Here is a 24,407-nt window from a genome sequence, read left to right as displayed (position 1 = left end):
GTCAGGCCTGGTTTGCCTTGCCCTGGTTGGCGACCGCCAGCATGGCGGCGCGGATCTGGTCTTCGTCGCCCAGATAATAGTGGCGCAGGGGCCGCAGATCATCGTCCAGTTCGTAGACCAGCGGCTGGCCGGTCGGGATGTTCACGCCGACGATCTCGTCGTCGGAGATCCCGTCCAGATGCTTGATCAACGCCCGCAAGCTGTTGCCGTGCGCCGACACCAGCACGCGCCGGCCCGAGCGGATCGCGGGGGCGATGGAGTCGTTCCAGAAAGGCACCACACGGTTCACGGTATCGCGCAGGCATTCGGTCGCTGGCAACTGGTCGGCCGGGACGCGGCTGTAGCGCGCATCGAACCGCGGATGGCGGGGATCGTCGGCAGCCAGCGGGTCGGGCGCGATCGCATAGGCGCGGCGCCATTGCAGGACCTGGGCCTCGCCGTAACGTGCGGCGGTTTCGGCCTTGTTCAGGCCTTGCAGGGCCCCGTAATGACGTTCGTTCAGGCGCCAGCTCAGGCCGATGGGCGTATGCATGGCGTCCATGGCATCCAGAGCGATCCACAGCGTACGAATGGCGCGTTTGAGCACCGACGCGAAGGCCAGGTCGAATTCATAGCCCTGGGCGCGCAGCAGTTCGCCCGCCTGGCGCGCCTGCGCCCGGCCGGTGTCGGTCAGGTCCACGTCGGTCCAGCCGGTGAAACGGTTTTCGAGATTCCATTGGCTTTCGCCATGGCGCATGAGGACCAGTTTGTGCATGATCGGAAAGCCCGCAAAGTTCAAAACTGCGGACCATTTTATAATCCCCCGGCATACAATTTCTTCTGACCGCTGTTACAGGAAGCACTGTGGACTTTTTACTCAGCCAGAACAACCTCTGGATCCTGCTGATCGCCCTGGTTTCCGGGGCCATGCTTCTGTGGCCCAGTCTGTCACGGGGGCGCTCGCACGGGCGCATCGCTCTGACCGACGCCGTCCAGCAGATCAACCGGGAACAGGGCGTGTTCGTCGACATCCGCCCGGCCGAACAATTCAAGGCCGGCCACATCCCCCAGGCCCGCAACATCACGCTGGACACGCTGGATGCCCACGTCGGCACCCTGCCAAAGGACAAGCCCATCGTGTTCGTGGACGCCCACGGGCGGGACAGTGGCCGCGCCGTCACGCAACTGCGCAAGCACGGCTTCGAACGGGTATCCTGCCTGGACGGCGGGCTCAATGCCTGGACCGAAGGCGGCCTGCCCCTCAAAAAATCCTGACCGAGTTTCCCCAATGGCCCAAATCACGATGTATTGCACCACCGTGTGCCCGTATTGCACGCGCGCCGAAATGCTGCTGAAGCAGCGCGGCGTCCAGGAGATCCACAAAATTTACGTGGATCGCGACCCCGCACAGCGTGCCGTCATGATGGAACGCACCGGCCGGCGCACCGTTCCCCAGATCTACATCGACGACCGCCACATCGGCGGCTTCGACGACCTGTCCGCGCTGGACCGCGCCGACGGCCTGCTGCCGCTGCTGCAAGCCTGCCCCTCCTGACCCTTCACCCCATTCCTGGAATTCCCATGTCCGAAGCAAACCACACCGAAAACGGCCAAGCCCCCAGCTTCGGCCTGCAACGCACCTACATCAAGGACCTGTCCCTGGAAATGCCCAACGCGCCGGCGATTTTCCTGGAACAGGAAGGTCCGACCGTCGAGGTCTCCATTCAGGTCGGCGGCCAGCAGCTGGCCGAAACGGTCTTCGAATCCGTGGTCACGGCCACGGTGACCACGCGCATCGGCGACAAGGTCCTGTACCTGGTCGAGCTCAGCCAGGCCGGCATCTTCGAGGCGGCGAACATTCCCGCCGACCAGCTCGACCCGCTGTTGGGCATCGTCTGCCCGACCATGCTGTATCCCTACCTGCGGGCCAACGTCGCCGACGCCATCACCCGCACCTCGCTGCCGCCGCTGCATCTCAGCGAAATGAACTTCCAGGCCCTGTACGAGCAGCGCCTGGCGCAACAGTCCGGCGCCCAGGCCCAGGGTGAAGACTCCGGCCTGATCCTGCCGCCGGGCGCGCGCAACTAACCCACCAAAATCCTCCAGAACCTGCCCAGGAGTTGACATGCTTCCTGTCCGACTTGCCGTCCTGGGCGCAGGCAGCTGGGGGACCGCGCTGGCGGCGCTCGCCAGCATCCGGACCGACACACTGCTCTGGGCGCGCGATCCCGACGTCGCCCAAACAGTCAACCAGGATCATGCCAATCCGCGGTATCTGCCGGGCATCGATCTGCCGGCCTCGCTACGCGCCACGAGCGACTGGGCCGCGGCGCTGGATCATGTCCTGCAGGGCCCCATCGACGCCGAACGACTGATCGTACTGGGGGTCCCGATGGCGGGCCTGGCCGACGTCTGCCGGCGTCTCGCACGGACCCTGCCCACGCAGCCAACCGCCACCCTGCACCTGCTATGGACCTGCAAGGGCATCAGCCCCGACACCCAGCAGTGGCCACACCAGATCGTCATGGGCGCCCTGCCCCGAGCCCCCTGGCTTCAGGTCGGCGTGCTGTCGGGCCCATCCTTTGCCCGCGAAGTCGCCCGGGGCCTGCCCGTGGCTCTGACCGTAGCCACCATGCATGCCGACACGGGCCGAGTCGCGCAGGCTGCGTTTCACGGAACCCAGGCACGCATTTACACCACCCGCGACATCATCGGAGTCGAGGTCGGCGGTGCCTTGAAGAACGTCATGGCGATCGCCTGCGGCATCAGCGACGGCCTCCATCTGGGCACCAATGCCCGTGCCGCGCTGATCACGCGCGGGCTGGCAGAGATCCAGCGTCTGGGCGTCGCATTGGGCGGGCGCGCCGAAACCTTCATAGGCCTGACCGGCCTGGGCGATCTGGTGCTCACCGCCACGGGCGATCTGTCCCGCAACCGTCAGGTTGGCATCGCGATCGGCCAGGGTCAGTCGCTGGAAACGATCCTGGCGGGCGGCATGACCGCCGAGGGCGTGCGCTGCGCGCAGGCCGCGCTGGCGCTGGGCCGCCGCCACGGACTGGAACTGCCGATCACCGAAGCGGTCTGCCAGGTACTGTTCGAAGGCCTGGCGCCCCATCAGGCAGTGGCTGCCCTGCTGGCACGCGATCCGCGCCCGGAATAGGTCAGATCCCGCCCGCGTACCCGGTCTGGCGCCAGGCCTCGAACACGGTCACGGCCACGGCGTTGGACAGGTTCAGGCTGCGCTGCTGAGGGCGCATGGGCAGACGGATACGTTGACCATCCGGGAAAAACGCCATCTGTTCCGCCGACAGGCCCGCTGTTTCGCGGCCGAACACGAACACGTCACCCGCCTGGAAGCGGCATTCGCCGATCGACACCGAGCCGCGCGTGGTCAGCGCGAATCGCCGGACGGGGTCTCCATCGATCGCCTCGAACGCAGCCGCCAGACTGTCATGCACCTGCATGCGGGCCCACTCGTGATAGTCCAGCCCCGCGCGGCGCATACGTGCATCATCCAACGGAAAGCCCAAGGGGCGCACCAGGTGCAGGAACGTGCCGGTATTGGCCGTCAGGCGGATGACGTTGCCGGTGTTGGGCGGGATTTCGGGTTCGACAAGGACGACATGAAACATCGTGCCATTATAGGATCACTCCCTCTGGCGCCCCCTGATGAACCGCACGGGCCAGCACCCAGCCTTCCACGTGGGCGGCACCGGCGGCCTTCAGCGCCATCGCGACCGCCCGCATTGTCGCCCCGGTCGTCAGCACGTCGTCCACCACGGCGATGCGGGCGCCCGCCAGGCATTCGGGCACGGATTCCGGGTGCCCACGGTCGCAGACATACAGCCCCGACTGGGCCCGCAGACGATCGGTGCGCCCCAGGGACGCCTGCTTGGGGCCCTCCCGCAGACGACGGACGCCATCCAGCCGGCAGGGCAACCCCAGACGCCGCCCCAGCAGACGGGCGATCTCGGCAGGGGGACTGAAACCCCGCTGCAACAGCGCCGCCCGCCGAGCAGGAACTGGAACGATCCATTCGGGCAGTCCGGCGTCTGGCCGGCCGGCCTCGCGCACAACCTGTGCCAGGCGATCGGCCAGCACCCCGGCCAGCGACAGGCGGCACCGGATCTTGTAGTCCTGGACCAGATCCCGCCCCAGGCCGGTGTAGTCGAAGGCGGCAACGATCCGGTCATAAACCGGGGCGCCGGGCGGGCAATCGGGGCAGGCCTCACCCATCAAAGGATGCGCGCAGACCGGACAACGCGGCCGGCTGCGATCCGGGACCAGAGCCACCGAACAGGCGCCGCAGAGCCCCTGCCCAGGCACGCGCCGCCTGCAGCCCGGGCACTCGGCCGGAATCCAGCGGCACCAGTCGCGCCATGCCATCAGATGCCGCATAATGTCACCTTCGTGTCAGCAGCCTCCATCACAGCACAGTCGGAAGGCTCGCGGCACCGGTCTTGATCGCTTATGTCACAGCTTCCCCGCCTGCCCATCGACCCTATGGCCGTCTCGCGGCAATTTGCCCGACGCGCCCCCCTGGACGCCCCCCAGTTCCTGTTTGGCGAAATCGCCCAGCGCATGCTGCGCCGGCTGAGCTACATCCGCATGGACCCGCACGACATTCTGGATGCCGGCTGCGGTGCGGCCCATGCGCTGGATCCGCTGCGCGCCCGCTACCCGAACCTGCACTACATCGGCCAGGACAACTGCGGCGCATTACTGGACACCGCCCGCGGGCGTCATGCCGGCAAGCCCGGCTTCTGGCACCGCCTGCGCAACAAACCCACGCCGCAGCCCGAATTCCTGCAGGCGGATCTGGCCGACACCGGCCTGCCGGACGAAAGCCTGGACCTGGTGTGGTCCAATCTGGCCCTGCACTGGCACCCCGAGCCCCATCTGGTGCTGCAGGAATGGCGCCGGATCCTGCGCAACGACGCCCTGGCCATGTATTCCAGCCTGGGCCCCGGGTCGCTGCGCGAACTGCGCGACGCCGTCGCCGAGGCTGGTCTGGACACACGCCCCATGGAATTCGTGGACATGCACGATTTCGGCGATCTGATGATCCAGGTCGGGTTCGCCGACCCGGTCATGGATCAGGAAATCATCACACTGACCTACCGGACGGCGGACAAATTGCTGCAAGACGTCCAGTCGCTGGGCGGCAACCCACACCCTGAACGCCGCCGGGGCCTGTCCGGCCGCGCCTGGCGCGACCGTCTGCTCCAGGCGCTGGAGCGCCGCCGCCACGACGACGGCACCATTCACCTGAGCCTGGAAGTCGCCTACGGCCACGCCTGGCGCGCAGCGGCCCGACGCGGCGTGATCGGCGACATGCCGGTCACGGTGTTCAAGCGGGCCCAGCCGCTGGAAGCCGGCAAGCCGCCGCCACGCGTCGTGCCGCGAAAACTGCCCTAAACCGGCACCCCGTACAGATCGTATTCGTCGGCATCCTCGATGCGCACCTGAATCAGGTCGCCGGGGGCGCGGCCGGCTGCGTCGCGCAACAGCACGCTGCCGTCGATTTCGGGGGCGTCGGCCATGGACCGGGCGGTCGCGCCGCCCTGATCGTCGACCTCGTCCACCAGCACCGTCAGGGTACGGCCGATCTTGGCCGCCAGGCGCTGCGTGGAAATCGCCTGCTGATGCGCCATGAAGCGTTCCCAGCGTTCGGCCTTGACCTCGTCGGGCACGGCGTCGGGCAGTTCATTGGCCTTGGCCCCTTCGACGGGCGAATACTGGAAGCAGCCGACACGATCCAGCTGGGCTTCGCTCATCCAGTCCAGCAGATACTGGAAGTCGTCCTCGGTTTCGCCAGGAAAGCCGACGATGAAGGTGGACCGCAGGGTCATGTCCGGACAGGCCTCGCGCCACTGGCGGATACGGGCCAGAGTACGGTCCTCGAAGGCGGGCCGTTTCATCGCCTTCAGGATGCGCGGGCTGGCGTGCTGGAAGGGAATGTCCAGATACGGCAGGATGCGGCCTTCGGCCATCAGCGGAATCAGCTCGTCGACGTGCGGGTAGGGATAGACGTAGTGCATGCGCACCCAGACGCCGAACTCGCCCAGGGCCTGCGCCAGTTCGGTCAGACGGGTCTTGACCGGACGGCCATCCCAGAAGCCCGTGCGGTATTTGATGTCCACGCCATAGGCGCTGGTGTCCTGCGAAATTACCAGCAGTTCCTTCACGCCAGCATCCACCAGGCGGCGGGCCTCGCCCAGCACGTCGCCAATCGGGCGGCTGACCAGGCGCCCGCGCATCGACGGGATGATGCAAAAGCTGCAGTTGTGGTTGCAGCCCTCGGAAATCTTCAGATAGGCGTAATGCCGCGGCGTCAGGCGGATGCCCTGGGGCGGCACCAGATCCGTATAGGGGTCATGGTCGCGTTCATGGGGGGCGGCCTCGTGCACGGCGCGCACCACCTGCTCGTATTGCTGCGGACCGGTGACGGCCAGCACGGCGGGGTGCACATCGCGGATCATGTCGGCTTCGACGCCCAGGCAGCCGGTGACGATGACCTTGCCGTTTTCGACGATGGCCTCGCCGATGGCGTCCAGCGATTCGGCCTTCGCGCTGTCGATGAAGCCGCAGGTGTTGACCACCACCACGTCCGCGCCGTCATAATCGGCACTGATGGTATAGCCGTCCATGCGCAGCTGGGTCAGAATGCGTTCGGAATCGACCAGGGCCTTGGGGCAGCCCAGACTGACGAAACCGACACGGGGGGATTGGCTCATGAAATCCTCGACGGGCAAAGCAAACCTTTGATTTTACTGAATTGGTGCTACAGTCCCCAAAAACAGCCTTCCACCTGCGGAATTCATCGCCAACCGTGCCAGAATCACCACAATCGCCCCAGCGTCAGTCCCCCGGGCGACGCACCTCAAAAGCCGTTTCGTTCGCCAAGACCGGGCAGTCCGATCAAACGGACCATACCCTGTCCCGACAGCTGATGGCGGCGGCCCACGCCATCCGCGGGGTGCTCGATGGCCAGTCTCTGTCCGAATCCCTGGACCGGGCACCGCCCACACTGCGCCCGGCCGCCCAGGCCCTGTCCTTCCATGCGATGCGTCAGCTGGGCTTCGCCCAGACGGCGCGGATGCTGCTGGTGCCGCGCCGCCCGCCGGACCGTCTGACCGAGGCACTGCTGTTGCTGGGCATCAGCCTTCTGGAAGCCTGTCATCGCCAGATCGACGGCACGCCACAGATTCCCGGCACGCCTCTCTACCCCGAACATACCCTGGTCCACCAGCTGGTGCAGGCGGCCGATGCCGACCGCAAGACGCGCCCCGCCAAGAACATGATCAATGCCGTCCTGCGCCGTTATGGCCGGGAACGGACAGCGTTGCTGGCGCAAGTCATGGAAAAGCCGCTGGCGCGATGGAACCACCCCGACTGGTGGGTCGAGACCCTGCGCCAGGCCTGGCCGGAAGACTGGCAGGCCATCCTGAGGGCTGCGGACCAGCCGCCCCCCATGACTTTGCGGGCCAACATCCGGCAGGTTTCCCGCGACGCGCTGCTGACGCGGCTGGAACAGGCAGGTATCGCGGCCGCGCCGGTCGGCTCGGCTGGCCTGATCCTGGACCGCCCCCATCCGGTGCGCGACATCCCGGGCTTTGCCGAGGGCTGGTGGTCGGTGCAGGACGCCTCGGCGCAACGCGCGGGCGAGCTGCTGCCCCTGCGGGACGGCATGCGGGTGCTGGACGCCTGCGCCGCGCCGGGTGGCAAGACCGCCCATCTGCTGGAACGCCACACCCTGGCGCTCACCGCGCTGGACAGTGACGAAACCCGCCTGACGCGGGTCGCCGACAACCTGCTGCGATTACGTCTGCGGTCCGACGACGTGCTGCTGCGCTGCGCGGACGCGGCCGATCCCGCCGGATGGTGGGACGGCCAACCCTATGACGCGATCCTCGCCGATGTGCCCTGCACGGCATCCGGCGTGGTACGCCGCCACCCGGACATCCGCTGGTTGCGCCGCGCGGAGGACGTCGCCCGCACCGCCGCGCTGCAGGCGCGGATCACCGATGCCCTGTGGCCGCTGCTGGCGCCAGGCGGCCATCTGCTGTATGCCACCTGCTCGATATTCCCCCAGGAAGGCGAATGCCAGATTCAGGATTTTCTGGCCCGTCATGCCGATGCGCGGCGCCAGCCGGCTCCTGGTCAGATCCTGCCGGGCGGCGCGGACCGGGGCGACGGCTTCTTCTACGCGCTGCTCCGCAAGGACTGCCCTGAATGAGCCAAGCAAAAAGCAGGCACCGGGCAGGTCTCCCAAGCGGCCCGTGCTTGCGCTTGCCCGCCGGGTCATCAACAATACCGCCATTGTCCGCTCCTGTCACTCGCCGCCGCGCATGCCTCGTTTCCTGATCGCCCTGACCTTCTGCCTGCTGAATCTGCTACCGTCCGCCTATGCGCGCGAGGGCGCGGTCGTCCGGATCGAACCCATCGTGCAGCAGGGCCGGCTGCTGCTCGACGCCGATATCGACTTCACCCTGGACGGCGACTTGCACGATGCCGCCCAGAAGGGCGTTCCCCTGTATTTCACCGCCGATCTGAAGATCGAACACCCCCGCTGGTGGTGGTTCGACGAGACGATCATCGCCATCGAACGGACCTGGAGCATCCAGTTCAACGCCCTGACCCGGCAATGGCAGGTCGGTATCGGCGACGTATCGCAGCCTGCCGCAACCCTGGACGAGGCGCTCAATCTCGTGCGCCACGTTCGCGGCTGGCCGATCGGGCCGGTCAGTCTTTTCGAGTCCGGTGTCCGCTATGAAGGCCAGCTGCGGCTGCGCCTGGACACCTCCCGCCTCGCGCGCCCCTTCCAGATCGACGCTATCAACAGCAAGACCTGGTCCCTCTCGACCCCATGGAAAAAGTTCACCTTTTCTCTTTCCGCCGAAACGCCCCGCGACTGATCCGCTGGGCCCTGCGGATCGCCCTGGCGGTGGCGGCCGTCAGCGCCCTGGCCCTGCTGGGCCTGCTGGTCTGGTCCACGGGCAATGCCTCGCGCTACGCGCAGCAGTACGACCTGCTGCTGCTGCTCAATGGCATCCTGGCCGTGGCCCTGATGTCCTGGGTGTTCATGCTGGCCATCCGCCTGCTGCGCCAGATCCGGCGCCGGCAGTTCGGCGCCAGGCTCACAGCCCGCTTCACACTCTATTTCACCCTGATCGGCATTCTGCCCGGCGTCATCATCTATGTCCTGTCGGTGCAGTTCATGTCGCGCTCGATCGAGTCCTGGTTCAACGTCCGGGTGGACAGCGCGCTGGAGGCCGGCCTGAACCTGGGACGCGCCGCGCTGGACGCGCAGCTGACGGATCTGAGCAGCCGGGCGCGCAGCATGGCCCTGCGCCTGAACAGCGCGAGCGACTCCGAGATCGCCGTCCTCATCACGTCGCTGCGCGAGGCCAACGGTATCGATGAAACGATGGTGTTCACCGGCAACGGCCGTCTGATCGCCTTCTCGTCATCGGCATTCAGCCAGTTGCTGCCCGATTTGCCCCCCAGCAGCGTCATGAATCAGTTGCGGGTCTCGCAGGGCTATGCCGCCGCCGAAGCCGACGTCAAACAGGGCGAAGGCCCCACCAACACAGGACTGCACCTGCGCGTCATCATCCCGTTGGGATCCTCGTCCGACCGCCTGGGAACCCCCATGGGCCTGGGCAGCGATACGCGCTGGTTGCAGGTGATCCAGAGGGTTCCCGAACGTATCGCCCACAACGCCGGCCAGGTGCAGCAAGGCTTTCGCGACTACCAGGAACTGGCGCTGTCGCGGCTGGGGCTGCGTAAACTCTACGGCATCACTCTGACACTGGCCCTGCTTCTGGCCGTCTTCGCCGCCGTGGCGTTCGCGCTGGCCGTGTCGCGCCGCCTGGTGCGCCCGCTGCTGACCCTCGCCTCGGGGACCCAAGCGGTCGGCGTGGGCGACTACCGGCCCTTGCCGGAGCCCCCTGCCCGCGACGAGGTCGGCCAGCTGACTCGATCCTTCAACGCCATGACGCGCCAGCTGGATGAAGCCCGGCAGATGGTCGATCGCCACCGCCGCCAGCTCGAGCAGAGCAACCTGTACCTCGAGTCCGTCCTGAGCAATCTGTCATCCGGGGTGCTGGTCTTCGATCACGCCTTTCGCCTGACCCTGTTCAACCAAGGCGCACAGACCATCCTGCACATCGATCTGCGCACCAGCCAGGGGCGTCCCCTGGAAGCCGCCGAGGGCGCCCTGGCGCTGGCGCAACTGATCCGCCAGGCGTTCGCTGCACACGACGCCGTCGAATCCACCCGCCCCTACTGGCAGCAGCAATTCGAGATCGATCTGCAGGATGCGCCGGACAACGAGCGCAAGAAACACGTCATCACCCTGCTGGCACGCGGCACGCGCCTGCTCATGAGCGGACAACAGGACGGCTATCTGGTGGTGTTCGACGACATCAGCGAGGTCATCTCCGCCAGCCGCACCGTGGCCTGGGGCGAGGTCGCCCGGCGCCTGGCCCACGAGATCAAGAACCCGCTGACACCCATCCAGCTGTCGGCCGAACGGCTGGCCATGAAGCTGACGGACCGGCTGAACCCGGAAGACGCCGCCATGCTCCAGCGTTCGACCCAGACCATCGTCAACCAGGTCTCGTCCCTGAAACGCATGGTGGATGATTTCCGCGAATATGCCCGCACGCCACCCGCCCAGATGCAGGATATCGACCTCAATGCCCTGCTGGGCGAAGTCCTGAGCCTCTATGGCTGGGATCCGGACGACAATGGCGCCGCATCCGCCAGATCGGGCTTGCGGATCGACGCTCATCTGGCTGCGGCGCTGCCGCACATCGAGGGCGACCCCGCGCAACTGCGCCAGGTCATCCACAACCTGCTGGCCAATGCCCGCGATGCCGCCATCAGCGTGCATGCCGCCTCCGGTGCCGCCGAGATCCGCGTGCAGACGCGCCTGATCGTGCCCGAGGATGAACCCGGGCACGCCAGCGTCCGCCTGACGGTGTCGGACAACGGCCCCGGGTTCGCACCCGAAGTCATGCATCGGGTCTTCGAACCCTACGTCACGACGAAATCCGCCGGCACGGGACTGGGCCTGGCCATCGTCAAGAAAATCCTTGAAGAGCATGGCGCCCAGGTCGACATTGCCAATCGCACCGAAGGCGGCGCACGCATTTCCATCCTGTTTTCCCACTTGTTGGCCGCCGTCGATGCGCCACCCGGTCGGCTGGACGCGCCCGGTCAGGAACAGGATAATACGCACAATACACAGGTGAGGTGATATGGCCAGAATTCTGGTGGTCGACGATGAAATCGGCATTCGTGAACTTCTGTCCGAAATTCTCTACGACGAAGGCCACACGGTCGAACTTGCGGAAAACGCGGCCCAGGCACGCGAATCCCGTCTGCGCCAGCGCCCGGACCTGGTCCTGCTGGATATCTGGATGCCCGACATCGACGGCGTCAGCCTCCTGAAGGAATGGTCCAGTCAGGGTTTGTTGAACATGCCGGTCATCATGATGAGCGGCCACGCCACTGTCGATACCGCTGTCGAGGCCACGCGCATCGGCGCCGTGGATTTCCTGGAAAAACCCATCACCCTGCAGAAACTGCTGAAGACCGTGGCAGCGGGCCTGGCCCATCCGGTGATTCCGGCCTCCATGCGCAGCCGCACGGAACGCCCGGTCATGCCGGATCCCGTCTTCACGCAGCAGCCCGCCATCGGGGGATCGCCCGCCGCGCTGGCACCGTCCAGTCCAACGGTCGCCACGGCACCCGCCGACGATTCCCACCTGGGCTCCATTTCACTGAACCAGCCCCTGCGCGAAGCCCGCGACGAATTCGAACGCATCTATTTCGAATACCACCTGCTGCACGAAAATCACAGCATGACGCGGGTTTCCGAACGTACGGGCCTGGAACGCACACACCTCTACCGCAAGCTCAAACAGCTGGGTATCGACACGTCGCGCAAGAAATCGACGAACGGGTAGTGTCCGGGGGCGTGTCAGCCGCGACAGGACTGCATGAAGACATCCACCGGCTGGCGCCGGCCACCCGGCTTCTGCAGGGCGGTCACGCGCAGGATGCCATCGGCCGTCGCCACATCGATGCCGTCGCGCCCCATCTCCACGATCGCACCGGGCTCATGTGCCCTCTGGCCGGCAGTCTCGTCAGGCAAGGCCTGCGCCGCCCAGACTTTCACCGGCTGATCGAAACCGGGCAGCGGCATCGTCGTCCCCGGAAACGGATCGAACGCCCGGATACGCCGCGCCAGCACGGTCGCCGGCTGTGAAAAATCCAGCGCCGACTCGGATTTCAGCAGTTTGTCGGCATAGGTAACCCCGTCCGACGGCTGAGGCACCGCCGGCACCGCCTGGCCCGCTTCCAGACGGGCCAATACGTCCACGATGGCCTGTGCGCCATCGACCGCCAGCCCGTCATGCAGGCTGGCCCCGGTCTCTTCCGGGCGGATCGGCCGTTCCACGCGCAGCAGCATGGCACCGGTATCCAGGCCGGCATCCATCTGCATGATGGTGATGCCGCTGGCGGCGTCGCCCGCTTCGATGGCACGCTGGATGGGAGCCGCCCCGCGCCAGCGCGGCAGCAGGCTGGCGTGGATGTTCAGGCAGCCCAGGCGCGGCAGATCCAGCACCCACTGCGGCAGGATCAGACCATAGGCGGCCACCACCATGACGTCGGGCGCCAACGCCCGCAACGCATCGCCGGTGGCCTGCGCTTCGTCTGGAAATTTGCCGTCCAGCCGCAGGCTGCGCGGCTGCATGACCGGGATGCCGGCATCCAGCGCGGATTGCTTGACCGGGCTGGGCTGCAGCTTCATGCCGCGACCGGAAGGCCGATCCGGTTGCGTCAGCACACCGGCCACACCATGCCCGGCCTGGATGATCGCCAGCAGCGCCTGCCGCGCGAATTCCGGCGTCCCCGCGAAAACGACCCGCATCCGCCCTAGGCCCCGACGGTTTCGCGCTGGGCCTCACGCTGCTGCTTGCGCAGGCGCGTGCGGATGCGATTCTGCTTCAGGATGGACAGATACTCGACGAAGACCTTGCCCATCAGATGATCGAGTTCGTGCTGGACGCAGACGGCAAGCAGGCCTTCGGCATCGAATTCGTAGGATTCGCCCTGCGTGTTCAGGGCGCGCACATGGATGCGGGCGGCGCGCTGGACCTCGTCATAGATACCCGGGACAGACAGGCAGCCTTCTTCGTACACCTGCTGCTCTTCGCTTTTCCAGGTGATTTCCGGATTGATCAGCACGTGCAGATCATTGCCGTCTTCGGACACGTCGATGACGACGACCCGTTCGTGGACGTCCACCTGGGTGGCCGCCAGGCCCACGCCTGGCGCCGTATACATGGTTTCGGCCATGTCGCGCACGAGCTGACGGATCCGGTCATCCACCTGCCGCACCGGTTCAGCGACTTTGTGCAGCCTGGGGTCCGGATATTTGAGGATGGGAAGCAAAGCCATGATGACCGCCGATTCAGTGAATCCTAAAACTCTATGATAAAACAAGACGCCCGCGACGGAGTCCGTGGCGACCGCCCGCCCCGATGCCGTGTCCTGCGGCGGCAGCCTCGTTCTCCCTCGAATCCACGTGTGACCTTTTGAACGCGCCGAGGCAGTGCCCGCGCGGTGTTCCGTGGCACACTGTCGCGATGCCTCTGACCATCGACGACGACGAACTGCGCGCCTGGATCCGCCTGAGCCTGGAACCCGATCTGGGGGCCGCGCGGATCCGGCTGCTGCTGTCCGTCTTCGGGATGCCGCAGCAGATCTGCGAGGCCTCGACCGGCAATCTCGCCCGCTATCTGGATCCCGGCCTCGTCACCCGGCTGCGCCAGCCACCCGACGACACGCTGCGGGCCGCCATCGAATCGAGCCTGCGCTGGCTGGCGCAGCCCGGCCACCACCTGCTGACGCTGGCCGATCCCTTATATCCCCAGGCGCTGTACGAACTGACGGATCCGCCGCCGATCCTGTACGCCCATGGCCAGCTGGATATCCTGAACCGGCCCATGCTGGCCATCGTCGGCGCACGCCACGCCACGCCCGAGGGCGAACGCAACGCACACGACTTCGCGCAACACCTGGCGCAGCAGGGCTGGTGCGTGGTCAGCGGCCTTGCCAGCGGTATCGACGGTGCAGCCCATGCGGGCGCCCTGGATGCCGGGCCGGCGGGCGGCGGGACGGTAGCCGTGCTGGGCACCGGGATCGACCGGGTCTATCCGCCCGCCCACCGGGCGCTGGCGCATCGCATTGCGGAACACGGCCTGATGCTGTCCGAGTTCCCGCTGGGCGCGCAGGGCCTGCCCTTCCATTTCCCGCAGCGCAACCGCATCGTCGCCGCCCTGGCGCGTGGCGTGCTGGTGGTCGAGGCCGCCGCGCGCAGCGGGTCACTGATCACGGCGCGGCTGGCCGGCGAGATGGGGCGCGAGGTCTTCGCCATCCCCGGCTCGATCCACTCGCCCTTGTCGCACGGCTGCCATGCCCTGATCCGCCAGGGGGCGAAACTGGTCGAATCGGGTCAGGACATCCTCGAGGAACTCCGCCAGGGAGGCCTGCCCGGCCTGACCGGCGCGCTTCGTCCTGGTCAGGCCGCGGATCCGGATCCCGAGCCCGCATGCACCCAATCCGACCCGCTGCTGCGCGCACTGGGCTACGAGGCCGTCGACACGGACACCCTGCAGACGCGCACCGGCTGGCCCATCGACCAGTTGATGGCACAGCTGACCCTGATGGAGATCGACGGGGCCGTGGCGCGCCAGGCCGACGGCCGCTATCGGCGAGAGCCATGAGCACGGATCCGGGCCGCGCGCTATCATCGACGGCATCATCCCGCGCAGCGATTCCAGCCCGCGCCTGAACAGGCGCATCGCCGGACAGAATCCCAGGAAGCCTCCATGAGCGAACACATCAAGATCGTCGAAGTCGGGCCGCGCGACGGCCTGCAAAACGAAAAGCAACCCGTCGACACGGCCGTGAAGATCGAACTCGTCGATCGCCTGTCGGCGGCCGGCTTTCCCAATATCGAAGCGGCCTCTTTCGTATCGCCGAAATGGGTCCCGCAAATGGCCGACGGCGCCCAGGTCATGGGCGGCATCCGGCGTCGGTCAGGCACGATCTACTCGGTCCTGGTGCCCAACCTGCGTGGGTTCGAAGGCGCGCTCGCCGCGCAGGCCGACGAGGTCGTGATCTTCGGCGCCGCCAGCGAGGCCTTCTCCCAGCGCAACATCAATTGTTCCATAGCCGAATCGATCGCCCGCTTCGAACCCGTCGCGGCGGCGGCCAAACAGGCCGGGCTGCGGCTGCGCGGCAGCATCAGCTGCTCGCTGGGTTGCCCCTACCAGGGCGAAACGCCCGTCGCCGCGGTCGTGGATGTGGCCGAGCGCTTCCTGGCACTGGGTTGCGACGAGATCGACGTGGCCGACACCATCGGCGTCGGCACCGCCGCCCAGGTCAAGCGCGTGATGCAGGCCGTCGGCCAGGTCGTCGATCTGGGCACCCGGGTGGCGGGGCACTTCCATGACACCTATGGCCAGGGCGTCGCCAACATCCTGGCCGCGCTGGACTGCGGGGTGCGGATCTTCCACAGTTCGGTGGCCGGGCTGGGCGGATGCCCCTATGCCAAGGGCGCCACCGGCAATGTGGCGACCGAGGATGTGCTGTACCTGCTGAACGGTCTGGGCCTGCACACGGGCGTGGACCTGGACGCCGTGGTAGGCATCGGGCAATGGATCTCGGAACGGATCGCCCGGCCCACCGCCAGCCGCGCGGGACGGGCGCTGGCGCTGAAGCGGGCCTGACCCCGCCGCGCAGCCCTCAGTCGTAGCGCCGCACGTCCTCGATGACCTTGCCGTCGTTGGGCAGGCTGCCGAGGGGCACGACGTCCACCACGGCGCGCAGCTTGGTCTGGTCACGCACGGTTTCGGCCACACGGTCGGCGTCCAGCCCATCGCCGGACTCGACCTTCAGCGTCATCACGTCGTGCCCCATCTCGCCGGACACCACCAACCGGGCACGAACGATCTGCGGATGCCGGTCGAGCACCCGGGCGATCTGCTCGGGGTGCACGAACATGCCGCGCACCTTGGTCGTCTGGTCGGCCCGCCCCAGCCATCCGCGAATGCGCCCGTTGGTCCGTCCGCAGGGCGAGACGCCCGGCATCAGAGCGGACAGATCGCCCGTGCCAAAGCGCACCAGTGGGTAATCCGGGTTGAAGGTGGTCACGACGACCTCGCCCACCTCTCCCTCGGAGACGGGCTGGCCGGTGCCGGGACGGACGATTTCCAGGATCAGATCTTCGTTGACGACCAGACCGTCACGCGCCTCGGTTTCGTAGGCCACCATGCCCAGATCCGCGCTGCCGTAGGCCTGAAAGCCCTGGATGCCGCGCGCCTGGAACCAGGCCTGCAGCGAGGGTGGATAGGCCTCGCCGGAAAACAGGGCCCGGCGCACCGACGGCAGGGCGACGCCCATCTCGTCGGCCTTTTCGAGAATGATGCGCAGAAAACTGGGCGTGCCGGTGTAGGCGTGCGGCGCCAGATCCGCCATCGCCCGCACCTGCTGCTCGGTTTGTCCCACGCCGCCGGGAAACACGGTGCAGCCCAACGCGTGCGACGCGGTTTCCATCATGGAACCAGCCGGCGTGAAATGATATGAGAAGCAGTTGTGCACCAGATCGCCCGCACGCACGCCGGCGGCATGCAAAGCCCGGGCGAAGCCCCAGTAGTCGGTCCGTGCGCTTTCCGGCTCGTAGATCGGGCCTGGCGACGCAAACACCCGGCGCGCATCGCCCCAGCCGATGGTCGAGACCCCACCGAACACCCGCTCGCGTTCGGCATCCCCCCGCGTCGCCGACCGGGATAGACGCGCCGCATGCTGGATTTCCAGCAGTTCGCTCTTGCGCAGCACCGGCACCCGGGACAGGGCCTCGCGCGTGGTCAGCCGCGCGGGGTCGATGTCCCGCAGTTGCCGCGCGATGGCCGGCGCCCGCGCCCGCGCGGCGGCCAGCACGTCGGGTAGCCGCGCGAGCAGGTCTCGTTCACGCTCGTCGGCGGCTATGGTCTCACGCGCATCGAAATATGCCTGCATGCCATCCCCCGTGAATCAGGCCAGCCAGCGCTTGCGCCGGCGATAGAATTTGGTATCGCGAAAGCTGGTGCGCCCGGCCCCCGACACGCCCAGATAGAATTCCTTGACGTCTTCGTTCTCCGCCAGCGCCCGGGCCTCGCCATCCATCATGACGCGGCCGTTTTCCAGGATGTAGCCATAATCGGCGTACCGCAGCGCCACATTGGTGTTCTGCTCGGCCAGCAGGAAGCTGACGCCCTCGCGCTGATTCAGATCGCGCACGATCTCGAAGATTTCGTCGACGATCTGCGGGGCGAGCCCCATGGACGGCTCGTCGAGCAGGATCATGCGCGGGTCGGCCATCAGCGCGCGGCCGATCGCCGCCATTTGCTGCTCGCCCCCGGACGTATAGCCGGCCTGGCTCTTGCGGCGCTGTTTCAGCCTGGGAAAATACTGATAAACCCGATCGAGCGCGGCACCCAGATCGCCACGGCCCAGGCGCCGCGTGTAGGCGCCGGTCAGCAGATTTTCCTCGATACTGAGGTGCGCGAAGCAATGCCGGCCTTCCATGACCTGGACCACCCCGCGCTGCACCAGATCGGCCGGCGACAGGGATTCGATGCGCTCGCCGCGATAGTCGATGCGGCCCTTGGTAACCTCGCCGCGCTCGCCGCGCAGCAGGTTCGAGATGGCCCGCAGCGTCGTGGTCTTGCCCGCGCCATTGGCCCCCAGCAGGGCCACGATACGGCCGTCCGGCACGCTGAGGGACACCCCCTTCAGCACCAGGATCACATGGTTGTAGATGACCTCGATCCCGTTGACGTCGAGCAGGACCGCGGGTTCGGACGCCTGTGCGCTTTCCATGAATTCACCTCCAGGGGCCGGGCGACCGCCCGGCCCCGACGGGACTTACTCGGCGGCGCAGTTGCGCACGGGCAGCTTCTTCTCGGTGGCGTACTTCTCGCCCAGCGACTGCACGAGCGGCCGTACATACTTCGGATTGGACTGATACCAGTCGGACACGACCTTGAATTTCTTGCCGTCCCACTGGATGATGCGCGCCCAGTCCGTCCCCATATGGTTCTCGCACGTCGTCTTCACGGGGCGCATCAGTTTCGCGAAACCCAGCTGTTCCAGACGGGCCTCGTCCAGGTTCAGGTTTTCATACCCCCAGCGCACCTGTTCGGGCGTCATGTGCTTGCCCTTGCCGAATTTCTCTTGGGCGGTGCGGATGGCCTCGACCTGCAGCATCGAGATCATCATCCCGCGCGTATAGGCGATGGAGCCGAAACTCTTGCCGTTGGTATCGGATCCCTGACCCTTGTCGTACACGTATTTCTTAACGTCGTCGTGGACCCGGCCGTGCTCCGCGCTGTTCTGGATGGTGATGCCGTGATAGCCCTTGGCCGCGTCGCCCAGGTCCTGGACGTCGGTCTCGGAACTGGCCCACCAGACGCCGTACATCTTGTCGCGCGGGTAGCCGACCGACTGCGCCTCGCGGATCGCCGTCGGTGTCATGATGCCGGCGCTCCAGAGCAGAACGAAATCGGGACGGTTCTTGCGAACCTGCAGCCAGGTGGACTTCTGTTCGACACCGGGGGCCGCCACGGGATACAGCTGCAGCTCGAAACCATTGGCCTTGGCGCGTTCCTCGAGCAGGGGAATCGGCTCTTTGCCGAACGGCGAGTCATGGTAGATCAGGGCGATCTTCTTGCCCTTGAGCTTGTCCTCGCCCCCCAGGTTCTTCGCAATGTCCTGGATCATGACGTCGGCGGCCGTCCAGTAGGTGCCCAGCAGCGGGAAATTCCACTTGAACACCCGGCCGTCGGCCGACTGGGACAGTCCGTAGCCCACCGTGACGACCGAGCGGCCGTCCACCATGGCCCGGTCCGTCACCGCGAAGGTGATCCCGGTGGACTGGGTATCGAAACCGGTCGCCCCGCCGGACTTGTCCTTCAGGCGTTCGTAGCATTCCACGCCCTTGTCCGTGGAATAGGCGGTCTCGCATTCCTCGTAGGAGATCTTGACGCCGTTGACCCCGCCGTCGCGCGCATTGACGAGCTTCAGGTAATCGAGCTTGCCGTCGGCCCAGGGGATCCCCAGGGGCGCGAAGGACCCGGTGCGATACACCAGCAGGGGAATGAAATCTTCTTCGGCGGCTTGCGCGGTGCTGGAAACACCCACCAGTCCGGCGGCGGCCAGCACGATCGCCGTCGTGGTCTTGGTCAATGCATGCTTCATTTGTAGCTCCTCCTGGTGCTTGCGGCACCGATCTCGTGGGGGGCGGATCCGACCGGACTCGCCCCGGATGACACCCCCAGGGCCGGTGCGCGGCCCGGGAAATCCCGGGAGCCGCGCATCCGGACCCTAATGGGGAAACGGCCAGATCCTCAGCTTCTCCTTGGCAATGCTCCACAGCCTGGCCAGACCGTGCGGCTCCGCGATCAGAAAGAACACGATCAGGAAGCCGAACACCATGTGTTCGATATGCGCCGCCAGGTCCACCGGCAGCGACAGCCCCAGCACACGCGGGACATTGGTCAGCAGCACCGGCACCAGCACCATGAAAGCCGCGCCGAAAAAGCTGCCGATGATGGACCCCAGGCCGCCGATGATGATGATGAACAGCAGCTGCAGCGAACGATTCAGATCGAAGGCCAGCGGTTCCCAGGAACCCAGATGCACGTATGCCCACAAGGCACCCGCCACCCCGATGATGAAGGAGCTGACCGCGAAGGCGGTGAGCTTGGCGTAGACCGGCCGGATGCCGATCACGGCGGCGGCCACGTCCATGTCGCGGATCGCCATCCACTGCCGGCCGATGGCGCCTCGCACCAGATTTTTTGCCAGCAGGCCAAAGACCACGACGAAACACAGCACGAACAGATATTTCTGCGCGGGCGTGACCACCGGCAGGCCGAAGAAGGCGAGTTCGGGCACGGAGACGTTGCCCGAACTCGAATAATTGGTGAAATACGGGATGCGCAGGAATGCCCAGTCCATGAAGAACTGCGCCGCCAGCGTGGTGACCGCCAGGTACAGGCCGCGGATACGCAGGCTGGGCACACCGAATGCCACCCCGGCCAGCATGGCGAACACTCCGCCCAGCAGGATCTGGGCGAGCAGCGGCAGATCCAGACGCACGCCGAAGTTCCAGGCGGCATAGGCGCCCACCGCCATGAAGGCCCCCGACCCGATGGAGATCTGTCCGCAATAGCCCACCAGCACGTTCAACCCGATCGCCGCCAGCGACAGGATCAGAAACGGGATCAGGATGGCCTGCAACCAGTATTCAGTCGCCCAGGCGGGCACCAGCACGAACGCGGCGACCAATAGCGCCAGGATGAACCAGCGGTCCTGGCGGATCGGAAAGATCTGCTGATCCGCACGGTAGGTGCTTTTGAACTGGCCGTTCTCACGATAGAGCATGGATATGGACTCCTCCGGACCGGTGGCGGGTCACCCGATCAGACCCGGTCGATGATCTTTTCGCCGAACAGCCCCTGGGGACGGAACAGCAGAAATACCAGGGACAACATATAGGCGAACCAGATCTCGATCCCGCCGCCCACGAAGGGCCCCAGGTAGACTTCGGAGACCTTTTCGCCCACGCCGATGATGAGGCCCCCGACGATCGCCCCGGGCACCGAGGTCAGCCCCCCGAGGATGACCACGGGCAGCGCCCGCAGCGCCGCTGTGGACAGGGTGAATTGCACGCCGAATTTCGACCCCCAGACGATGCCGGTGACCAGCGCCACCAGCCCCGCGACCGTCCAGACGACCACCCAGATGCGGTTCAATGGAATGCCGACCGACTGGGCCGCCTGGTGGTCGTCGGCCACCGCCCGCAACGCGCGCCCCACCGGGGTGACCTGAAAGAAGAAGGCCAGCACCGCGACCAGGACGGCTGCGACGATCGCCGCGGTCAGGTCTTCGAGGCTGACCAGGACGCCGCCCTCGAACCAGTTGCCCAGGACGAACCAGGGATCCTTGGGCATGCCGACATTGATCGAATACACGGAACTGCCGAACAGGATCTGGCCGATGCCGTCCAGGAAATAGCTGATGCCGATGGTGGCCATGAGCAGCGTGGTGGCTTCCTGGTTGACCAGATGGCGCAGCACCAAGCGTTCCACCAGCACCGCGATCAGCCACATGAAGGCCGCGCTGAGCGCGAAGGCCAGCAGATTCGACAACCAGGGGGACTGGCCGCCGAGCCAGCCGTCGATCCAGCCCGACAGGCGCGCCATGGCCAGCGCGGCGATCAGCACCATCGCGCCCTGGGCGAAGTTGAACACCCCGGATGCCTTGAAGATCAGCACGAAACCCAGCGCCACGAGCGCATACAGCATGCCGCTCATCAGGCCGCCGATCACCGTTTCCAGAAAAAATCCCATCGCGATTTCCTCGTGTTCAGTCCGCCGGACGCCCCATCGGATGCGGGAGGCGCACCGGTGGACGTCTCAATGGCTGGTGCCCAGATAGGCGCGAATGACTTCGGGGTTGCCGCGCACGGCATCGGGTGTGCCGTCGCCGATCTTGCGGCCGTAGTCCAGCACCACCACCCGGTCGGAGATATCCATGACCACTCCCATGTCGTGTTCGATCAGCACGATGGTCGTGCCGAATTCGTCATTCACATCCAGGATGTAGCGGCTCATGTCCTGCTTTTCCTCGATGTTCATCCCCGCCATGGGCTCGTCGAGCAGCAGGATGCGCGGTTCCATCGCCAGCGCGCGCCCCAGGTCCACGCGCTTTTGCAGGCCATAGGGCAATCGGCCCACGGGGGTCTTGCGATGCGCCTGGATTTCCAGGAAATCGATGATGTTTTCCACAAAAGCGCGATGAGCGATTTCTTCCCGTTCGGCCGAGCCCAGCCGCAGGGCCTGGGCCAACACCCCGCTCTTCATGCGCAGGTTGCGGCCCGTCATGATGTTGTCGAGCACGCTCATGCCCTTGAACAGGGCCAGGTTCTGGAACGTGCGGGCAATGCCCATCTCGGCCGCGCGACGCGGATTCATGCGGGTGAACTGCTGGTCCTGCAGCAGAATGCGGCCTTCCTGCGGGGTGTAGACGCCGTTGATCACGTTGAGCATCGAGCTCTTGCCCGCGCCGTTGGGGCCGATGATGGCGCGGATCTCGTGCTCGCGCACGTCGAACGAAATGTCGCTCAGCGCCTTGACCCCGCCGAAGGACAGCGAGATGTGCTGCAGATCCAGGATCGTCGGGCCGATGCGACCGGCCCGGTCGGCATGGGGCACGGCATCCGGGGCGACATCGCTCATGAGGCTGCTCATTCAGGCCACCTTTTTCAAAGGTTCTGGCAGTATGACCTCGGCGGGCTCGATCCGCAGGTCGGCCGCGATCCGGCCGGTGCGACCGTCCTCGAACTTGACCTCGGTCTCGATGTACTGCCGGTCACGGTGCTCGAACAGGGCATCGACCAGCACCGCGTATTTCTGGGCGATGAAGGCCCGGCGAACCTTCCGCGTGCGGGTCAGTTCGTCGTCGTCGGGGTCGAGCTCTTTGTGCAGGATCAGGAATCGCGCCACCTGGGACGCTGCCAGTTTCGGATCCTGCGCTAGGTCACGATTCACCTGCTCGACACAATCGCGGATCAGTTCGTAGACCTCGGCCTTGGATGCCAGATCGGTGTAGCCGGCATAAGGAAGGCCGCGACGCTCGGCCCAGTTGCCCACGGCCTCCAGGTCGATGTTCACGAAGGCGCAGACCTCGGGGCGATTGGCCCCGAAGGCCACGGATTCCTTGATGAAAGGAAAGAACTTCAGCTTGTTTTCGATGTATTTGGGTGCGAACAGGCTGCCGTTGGCCAGATGGCCCACGTCCTTGGCCCGATCGATGATCTTCAGCTGGCCGTCGGTGTCCAGATAGCCGGCATCGCCCGTGTGATACCAGCCGTCGTCCGTATAGGATTCGGCTGTCGCGGAGGGATTCTGGTAATAGCCCGTGAAGAGCCCCGGACTGCGCACCTGGATTTCGCCGCTGTCGGCCACGCGGATGTCCACGCCCTCGCAGGGCGGCCCCACGGTGTCGTCGCGTACCCGGCCATTGGCCTGCACGCAGACGAAGACCGAAGTCTCTGTTGATCCGTAGAGCTGTTTCAGGTTGATGCCGATGGAACGGTAGAACACGAACAGATCAGGCCCGATGGCCTCGCCCGCCGTGTAGGCCACCCGCACCCGGCTCATGCCCAGGGTATTGCGCAGGGGGCCGTAGATCAGCAGATCACCTGCGGCGTACTTCAGGCGATCCCACAGCCCGACCGAACCGTCCTGATCCAGGAGATGCGTGCCCACACGCCGCGCCAGCCCCATCGCCCGGTGAAACAGCCAGCGCTTGAAGCGCCCGGCGTCTTCCATGCGGATCATGACGTGGGTAAGCAGGCCTTCCAGCACGCGGGGCGGCGCAAAATAATAGGTGGGACCGATGTCGCGCATGTCGATGGACACGGTATCCGGCGATTCGGGGTGGTTCACCGTGAAACCGGTGGTCAGAAACTGGGTATAGGAAAACATGTTCTGGCCGATCCAGGCCGGCGGCAGGTAGGCCAGCACGTCCTCGCGATCCGTCAGGCCTTCGAAGCGTTCGATGACCCGCGCCCGATCGATCAGCGCCAGGTGGCTGAGCACGACGCCCTTGGGCTTGCCGGTGGTGCCGGAGGTATAAAACATGGCCGCCGTGTCGGCCGGCGCGATCGCCGCCATGCGCGCATCGATCTCGCCGGGCTGTTGCAGAGCCCGCGCGTCGCCGCTTTCGACCAACGCATCCCAGGACAGCAGGCGCTCGTCCCGGTAGTGGCGCAAGCCGCGCGGATCGTCATAGACCAGGGCGCGCAGGGCCGGGCAGCGGCCGGAGACCTCCAGCATCTTGTCCAGCTGTTCCTGGTCTTCGACCACCACGACGCCGACCCGGGCATCCTGCAGCACGAAGGCCATTTCCTCGGCGACGGCGTCCTGATACAGCGGCACGGGAATGGCCCCCAGACATTGGGCTGCCATCATGGCCATGTACAGGCGGGGGCGGTTCTCGCCGACCACGGCGACGTGCTCGCCAACCGCGACCCCCAGCCCCGCCAGTCCGGCCGCCACGCGGCGCACCTCGGCGGCCACCTGGGCCCAGGTGAGCGTCTGCCAGATGCCCAGGTCCTTTTCCCGCATGGCGGGTCGCTGGGGGCGAACCTGCGCATGGTGCATCAACAACGCTGGAAAGGTCACCGGCAAGGTGGATTCCTGTACCATGATGTCTCCTTGGGCCGCCTGGCGCGTGTGTGCCGCGCGGCGCCGGTGGTGCGCCTCTGTGGGGCGATACTGCAGTCTAAGGTACAAGCT

The 24,407-nt window shown here is 66.2% G+C and carries 24 protein-coding genes; 11 read left to right on the top strand and 13 right to left on the bottom strand.

Annotated features, from left to right (window positions below; all coding sequences use genetic code 11):
• Position 1: 1 nt before the first annotated feature.
• Entirely contained in the window at positions 2-754 is a 753-nt protein-coding gene (gene gpmA, locus ABCV34_RS14270) for a 2,3-diphosphoglycerate-dependent phosphoglycerate mutase (RefSeq protein WP_345796875.1), read from the bottom strand.
• Positions 755-843: 89 nt separating this feature from the next.
• On the opposite strand from gpmA, the gene ABCV34_RS14265 reads away from it, so the two are divergent.
• Genes ABCV34_RS14265 through ABCV34_RS14250 form a run of 4 tightly spaced genes read left to right on the top strand, consistent with a single transcriptional unit; the run spans position 844 to position 3,139 of the window.
• Complete coding sequence (locus ABCV34_RS14265; protein ID WP_345796874.1) at positions 844-1,254, top strand: rhodanese-like domain-containing protein; 411 nt, start codon at positions 844-846, stop codon at positions 1,252-1,254.
• Positions 1,255-1,267: 13 nt separating this feature from the next.
• The gene (gene grxC / locus ABCV34_RS14260) at positions 1,268-1,534 is read left to right on the top strand and encodes a glutaredoxin 3 (protein WP_345796873.1); all 267 of its coding nucleotides are present in this window, start codon (positions 1,268-1,270) and stop codon (positions 1,532-1,534) included.
• A gap of 26 nt (positions 1,535-1,560) precedes the next feature.
• Positions 1,561-2,067 (top strand): protein-export chaperone SecB, encoded by a 507-nt coding sequence (gene secB / locus ABCV34_RS14255; RefSeq protein ID WP_345796872.1) that lies wholly within the window; start codon positions 1,561-1,563, stop codon positions 2,065-2,067.
• Positions 2,068-2,104: 37 nt separating this feature from the next.
• Entirely contained in the window at positions 2,105-3,139 is a 1,035-nt protein-coding gene (locus ABCV34_RS14250; RefSeq protein ID WP_345796871.1) for an NAD(P)H-dependent glycerol-3-phosphate dehydrogenase, read from the top strand.
• A gap of 1 nt (position 3,140) precedes the next feature.
• Here the strand turns inward: ABCV34_RS14250 and ABCV34_RS14245 are convergent, their stop codons facing one another.
• On the bottom strand, positions 3,141-3,611 hold the full coding sequence (locus ABCV34_RS14245; protein ID WP_345796870.1) for a tRNA (cytidine(34)-2'-O)-methyltransferase: 471 nt from the start codon (positions 3,609-3,611) through the stop codon (positions 3,141-3,143).
• 7 nt (positions 3,612-3,618) lie between these two features.
• Positions 3,619-4,377, bottom strand: a complete 759-nt coding sequence (locus ABCV34_RS14240; protein ID WP_345796869.1) for a phosphoribosyltransferase family protein — start codon at positions 4,375-4,377, stop codon at positions 3,619-3,621.
• 72 nt (positions 4,378-4,449) lie between these two features.
• Between ABCV34_RS14240 and ABCV34_RS14235 the strand changes: the two genes are divergently transcribed.
• Positions 4,450-5,397, top strand: coding sequence for a methyltransferase domain-containing protein (locus ABCV34_RS14235; protein WP_345796868.1), 948 nt, complete (start codon positions 4,450-4,452; stop codon positions 5,395-5,397).
• Here ABCV34_RS14235 and rimO read toward each other — a convergent pair.
• Entirely contained in the window at positions 5,394-6,716 is a 1,323-nt protein-coding gene (gene rimO, locus ABCV34_RS14230; protein ID WP_345796867.1) for a 30S ribosomal protein S12 methylthiotransferase RimO, read from the bottom strand. The genes ABCV34_RS14235 and rimO overlap by 4 nt on opposite strands.
• 215 nt (positions 6,717-6,931) lie before the next feature.
• Here rimO and rsmB point away from each other — a divergent pair, with 215 nt between their 5' ends.
• The 4 genes from rsmB to ABCV34_RS14210 all read left to right on the top strand — a co-directional run bounded on the left by rsmB (position 6,932) and on the right by ABCV34_RS14210 (position 11,957).
• On the top strand, positions 6,932-8,218 hold the full coding sequence (gene rsmB / locus ABCV34_RS14225) for a 16S rRNA (cytosine(967)-C(5))-methyltransferase RsmB (protein WP_345798794.1): 1,287 nt from the start codon (positions 6,932-6,934) through the stop codon (positions 8,216-8,218).
• A gap of 112 nt (positions 8,219-8,330) precedes the next feature.
• Positions 8,331-8,897: a DUF4390 domain-containing protein gene (locus ABCV34_RS14220; RefSeq protein WP_345796866.1), complete on the top strand. Its 567-nt coding sequence runs from the start codon at positions 8,331-8,333 to the stop codon at positions 8,895-8,897.
• A complete protein-coding gene (locus tag ABCV34_RS14215; RefSeq protein ID WP_345798793.1) occupies positions 8,897-11,245 on the top strand; it encodes an ATP-binding protein in 2,349 nt (782 codons plus the stop codon). Before ABCV34_RS14220 ends, ABCV34_RS14215 begins: the two co-directional genes overlap by 1 nt.
• A 1-nt stretch (position 11,246) precedes the next feature.
• Entirely contained in the window at positions 11,247-11,957 is a 711-nt protein-coding gene (locus tag ABCV34_RS14210) for a response regulator (RefSeq protein ID WP_345796865.1), read from the top strand.
• 14 nt (positions 11,958-11,971) lie between these two features.
• On the opposite strand, the gene fmt is transcribed toward ABCV34_RS14210, so the two are convergent.
• Complete coding sequence (gene fmt / locus ABCV34_RS14205) at positions 11,972-12,925, bottom strand: methionyl-tRNA formyltransferase (protein ID WP_345796864.1); 954 nt, start codon at positions 12,923-12,925, stop codon at positions 11,972-11,974.
• 5 nt (positions 12,926-12,930) lie between these two features.
• Entirely contained in the window at positions 12,931-13,455 is a 525-nt protein-coding gene (gene def / locus ABCV34_RS14200; RefSeq protein WP_345796863.1) for a peptide deformylase, read from the bottom strand.
• 188 nt (positions 13,456-13,643) lie between these two features.
• On the opposite strand from def, the gene dprA reads away from it, so the two are divergent.
• Both dprA and ABCV34_RS14190 read left to right on the top strand, forming a co-directional pair.
• Complete coding sequence (gene dprA / locus ABCV34_RS14195; RefSeq protein ID WP_345796862.1) at positions 13,644-14,783, top strand: DNA-processing protein DprA; 1,140 nt, start codon at positions 13,644-13,646, stop codon at positions 14,781-14,783.
• Positions 14,784-14,888: 105 nt separating this feature from the next.
• A complete protein-coding gene (locus ABCV34_RS14190) occupies positions 14,889-15,791 on the top strand; it encodes a hydroxymethylglutaryl-CoA lyase (RefSeq protein ID WP_345796861.1) in 903 nt (300 codons plus the stop codon).
• 16 nt (positions 15,792-15,807) lie between these two features.
• Here the strand turns inward: ABCV34_RS14190 and ABCV34_RS14185 are convergent, their stop codons facing one another.
• From ABCV34_RS14185 to ABCV34_RS14155, 7 genes are all read right to left on the bottom strand, one after another.
• Complete coding sequence (locus ABCV34_RS14185) at positions 15,808-17,079, bottom strand: AMP-binding protein (protein ID WP_345796860.1); 1,272 nt, start codon at positions 17,077-17,079, stop codon at positions 15,808-15,810.
• 15 nt (positions 17,080-17,094) lie between these two features.
• Positions 17,095-17,922, bottom strand: a complete 828-nt coding sequence (locus ABCV34_RS14180; protein ID WP_345796859.1) for an ABC transporter ATP-binding protein — start codon at positions 17,920-17,922, stop codon at positions 17,095-17,097.
• Between the two features lie 45 nt (positions 17,923-17,967).
• Complete coding sequence (locus ABCV34_RS14175; RefSeq protein WP_345796858.1) at positions 17,968-19,299, bottom strand: ABC transporter substrate-binding protein; 1,332 nt, start codon at positions 19,297-19,299, stop codon at positions 17,968-17,970.
• 126 nt (positions 19,300-19,425) lie between these two features.
• The gene (locus ABCV34_RS14170) at positions 19,426-20,487 is read right to left on the bottom strand and encodes a branched-chain amino acid ABC transporter permease (protein WP_345796857.1); all 1,062 of its coding nucleotides are present in this window, start codon (positions 20,485-20,487) and stop codon (positions 19,426-19,428) included.
• A gap of 38 nt (positions 20,488-20,525) precedes the next feature.
• Positions 20,526-21,455 carry a branched-chain amino acid ABC transporter permease gene (locus ABCV34_RS14165; protein ID WP_345796856.1) on the bottom strand — a complete coding sequence of 310 codons (930 nt, stop codon included), beginning with the start codon at positions 21,453-21,455 and terminating at the stop codon, positions 20,526-20,528.
• Between the two features lie 66 nt (positions 21,456-21,521).
• Positions 21,522-22,343 (bottom strand): ABC transporter ATP-binding protein, encoded by an 822-nt coding sequence (locus ABCV34_RS14160; RefSeq protein WP_345796855.1) that lies wholly within the window; start codon positions 22,341-22,343, stop codon positions 21,522-21,524.
• A gap of 12 nt (positions 22,344-22,355) precedes the next feature.
• Entirely contained in the window at positions 22,356-24,317 is a 1,962-nt protein-coding gene (locus ABCV34_RS14155; RefSeq protein ID WP_345796854.1) for an AMP-binding protein, read from the bottom strand.
• Between the last annotated feature and the right edge of the window lie 90 nt (positions 24,318-24,407).

Origin of the sequence: Castellaniella sp. MT123, from assembly GCF_039614765.1 — a bacterium.
GTDB lineage: Bacteria > Pseudomonadota > Gammaproteobacteria > Burkholderiales > Burkholderiaceae_B > Castellaniella.
Note: the sequence above shows the minus strand (reverse complement) of the source record. Positions and strands in the feature narration are given on the sequence as shown.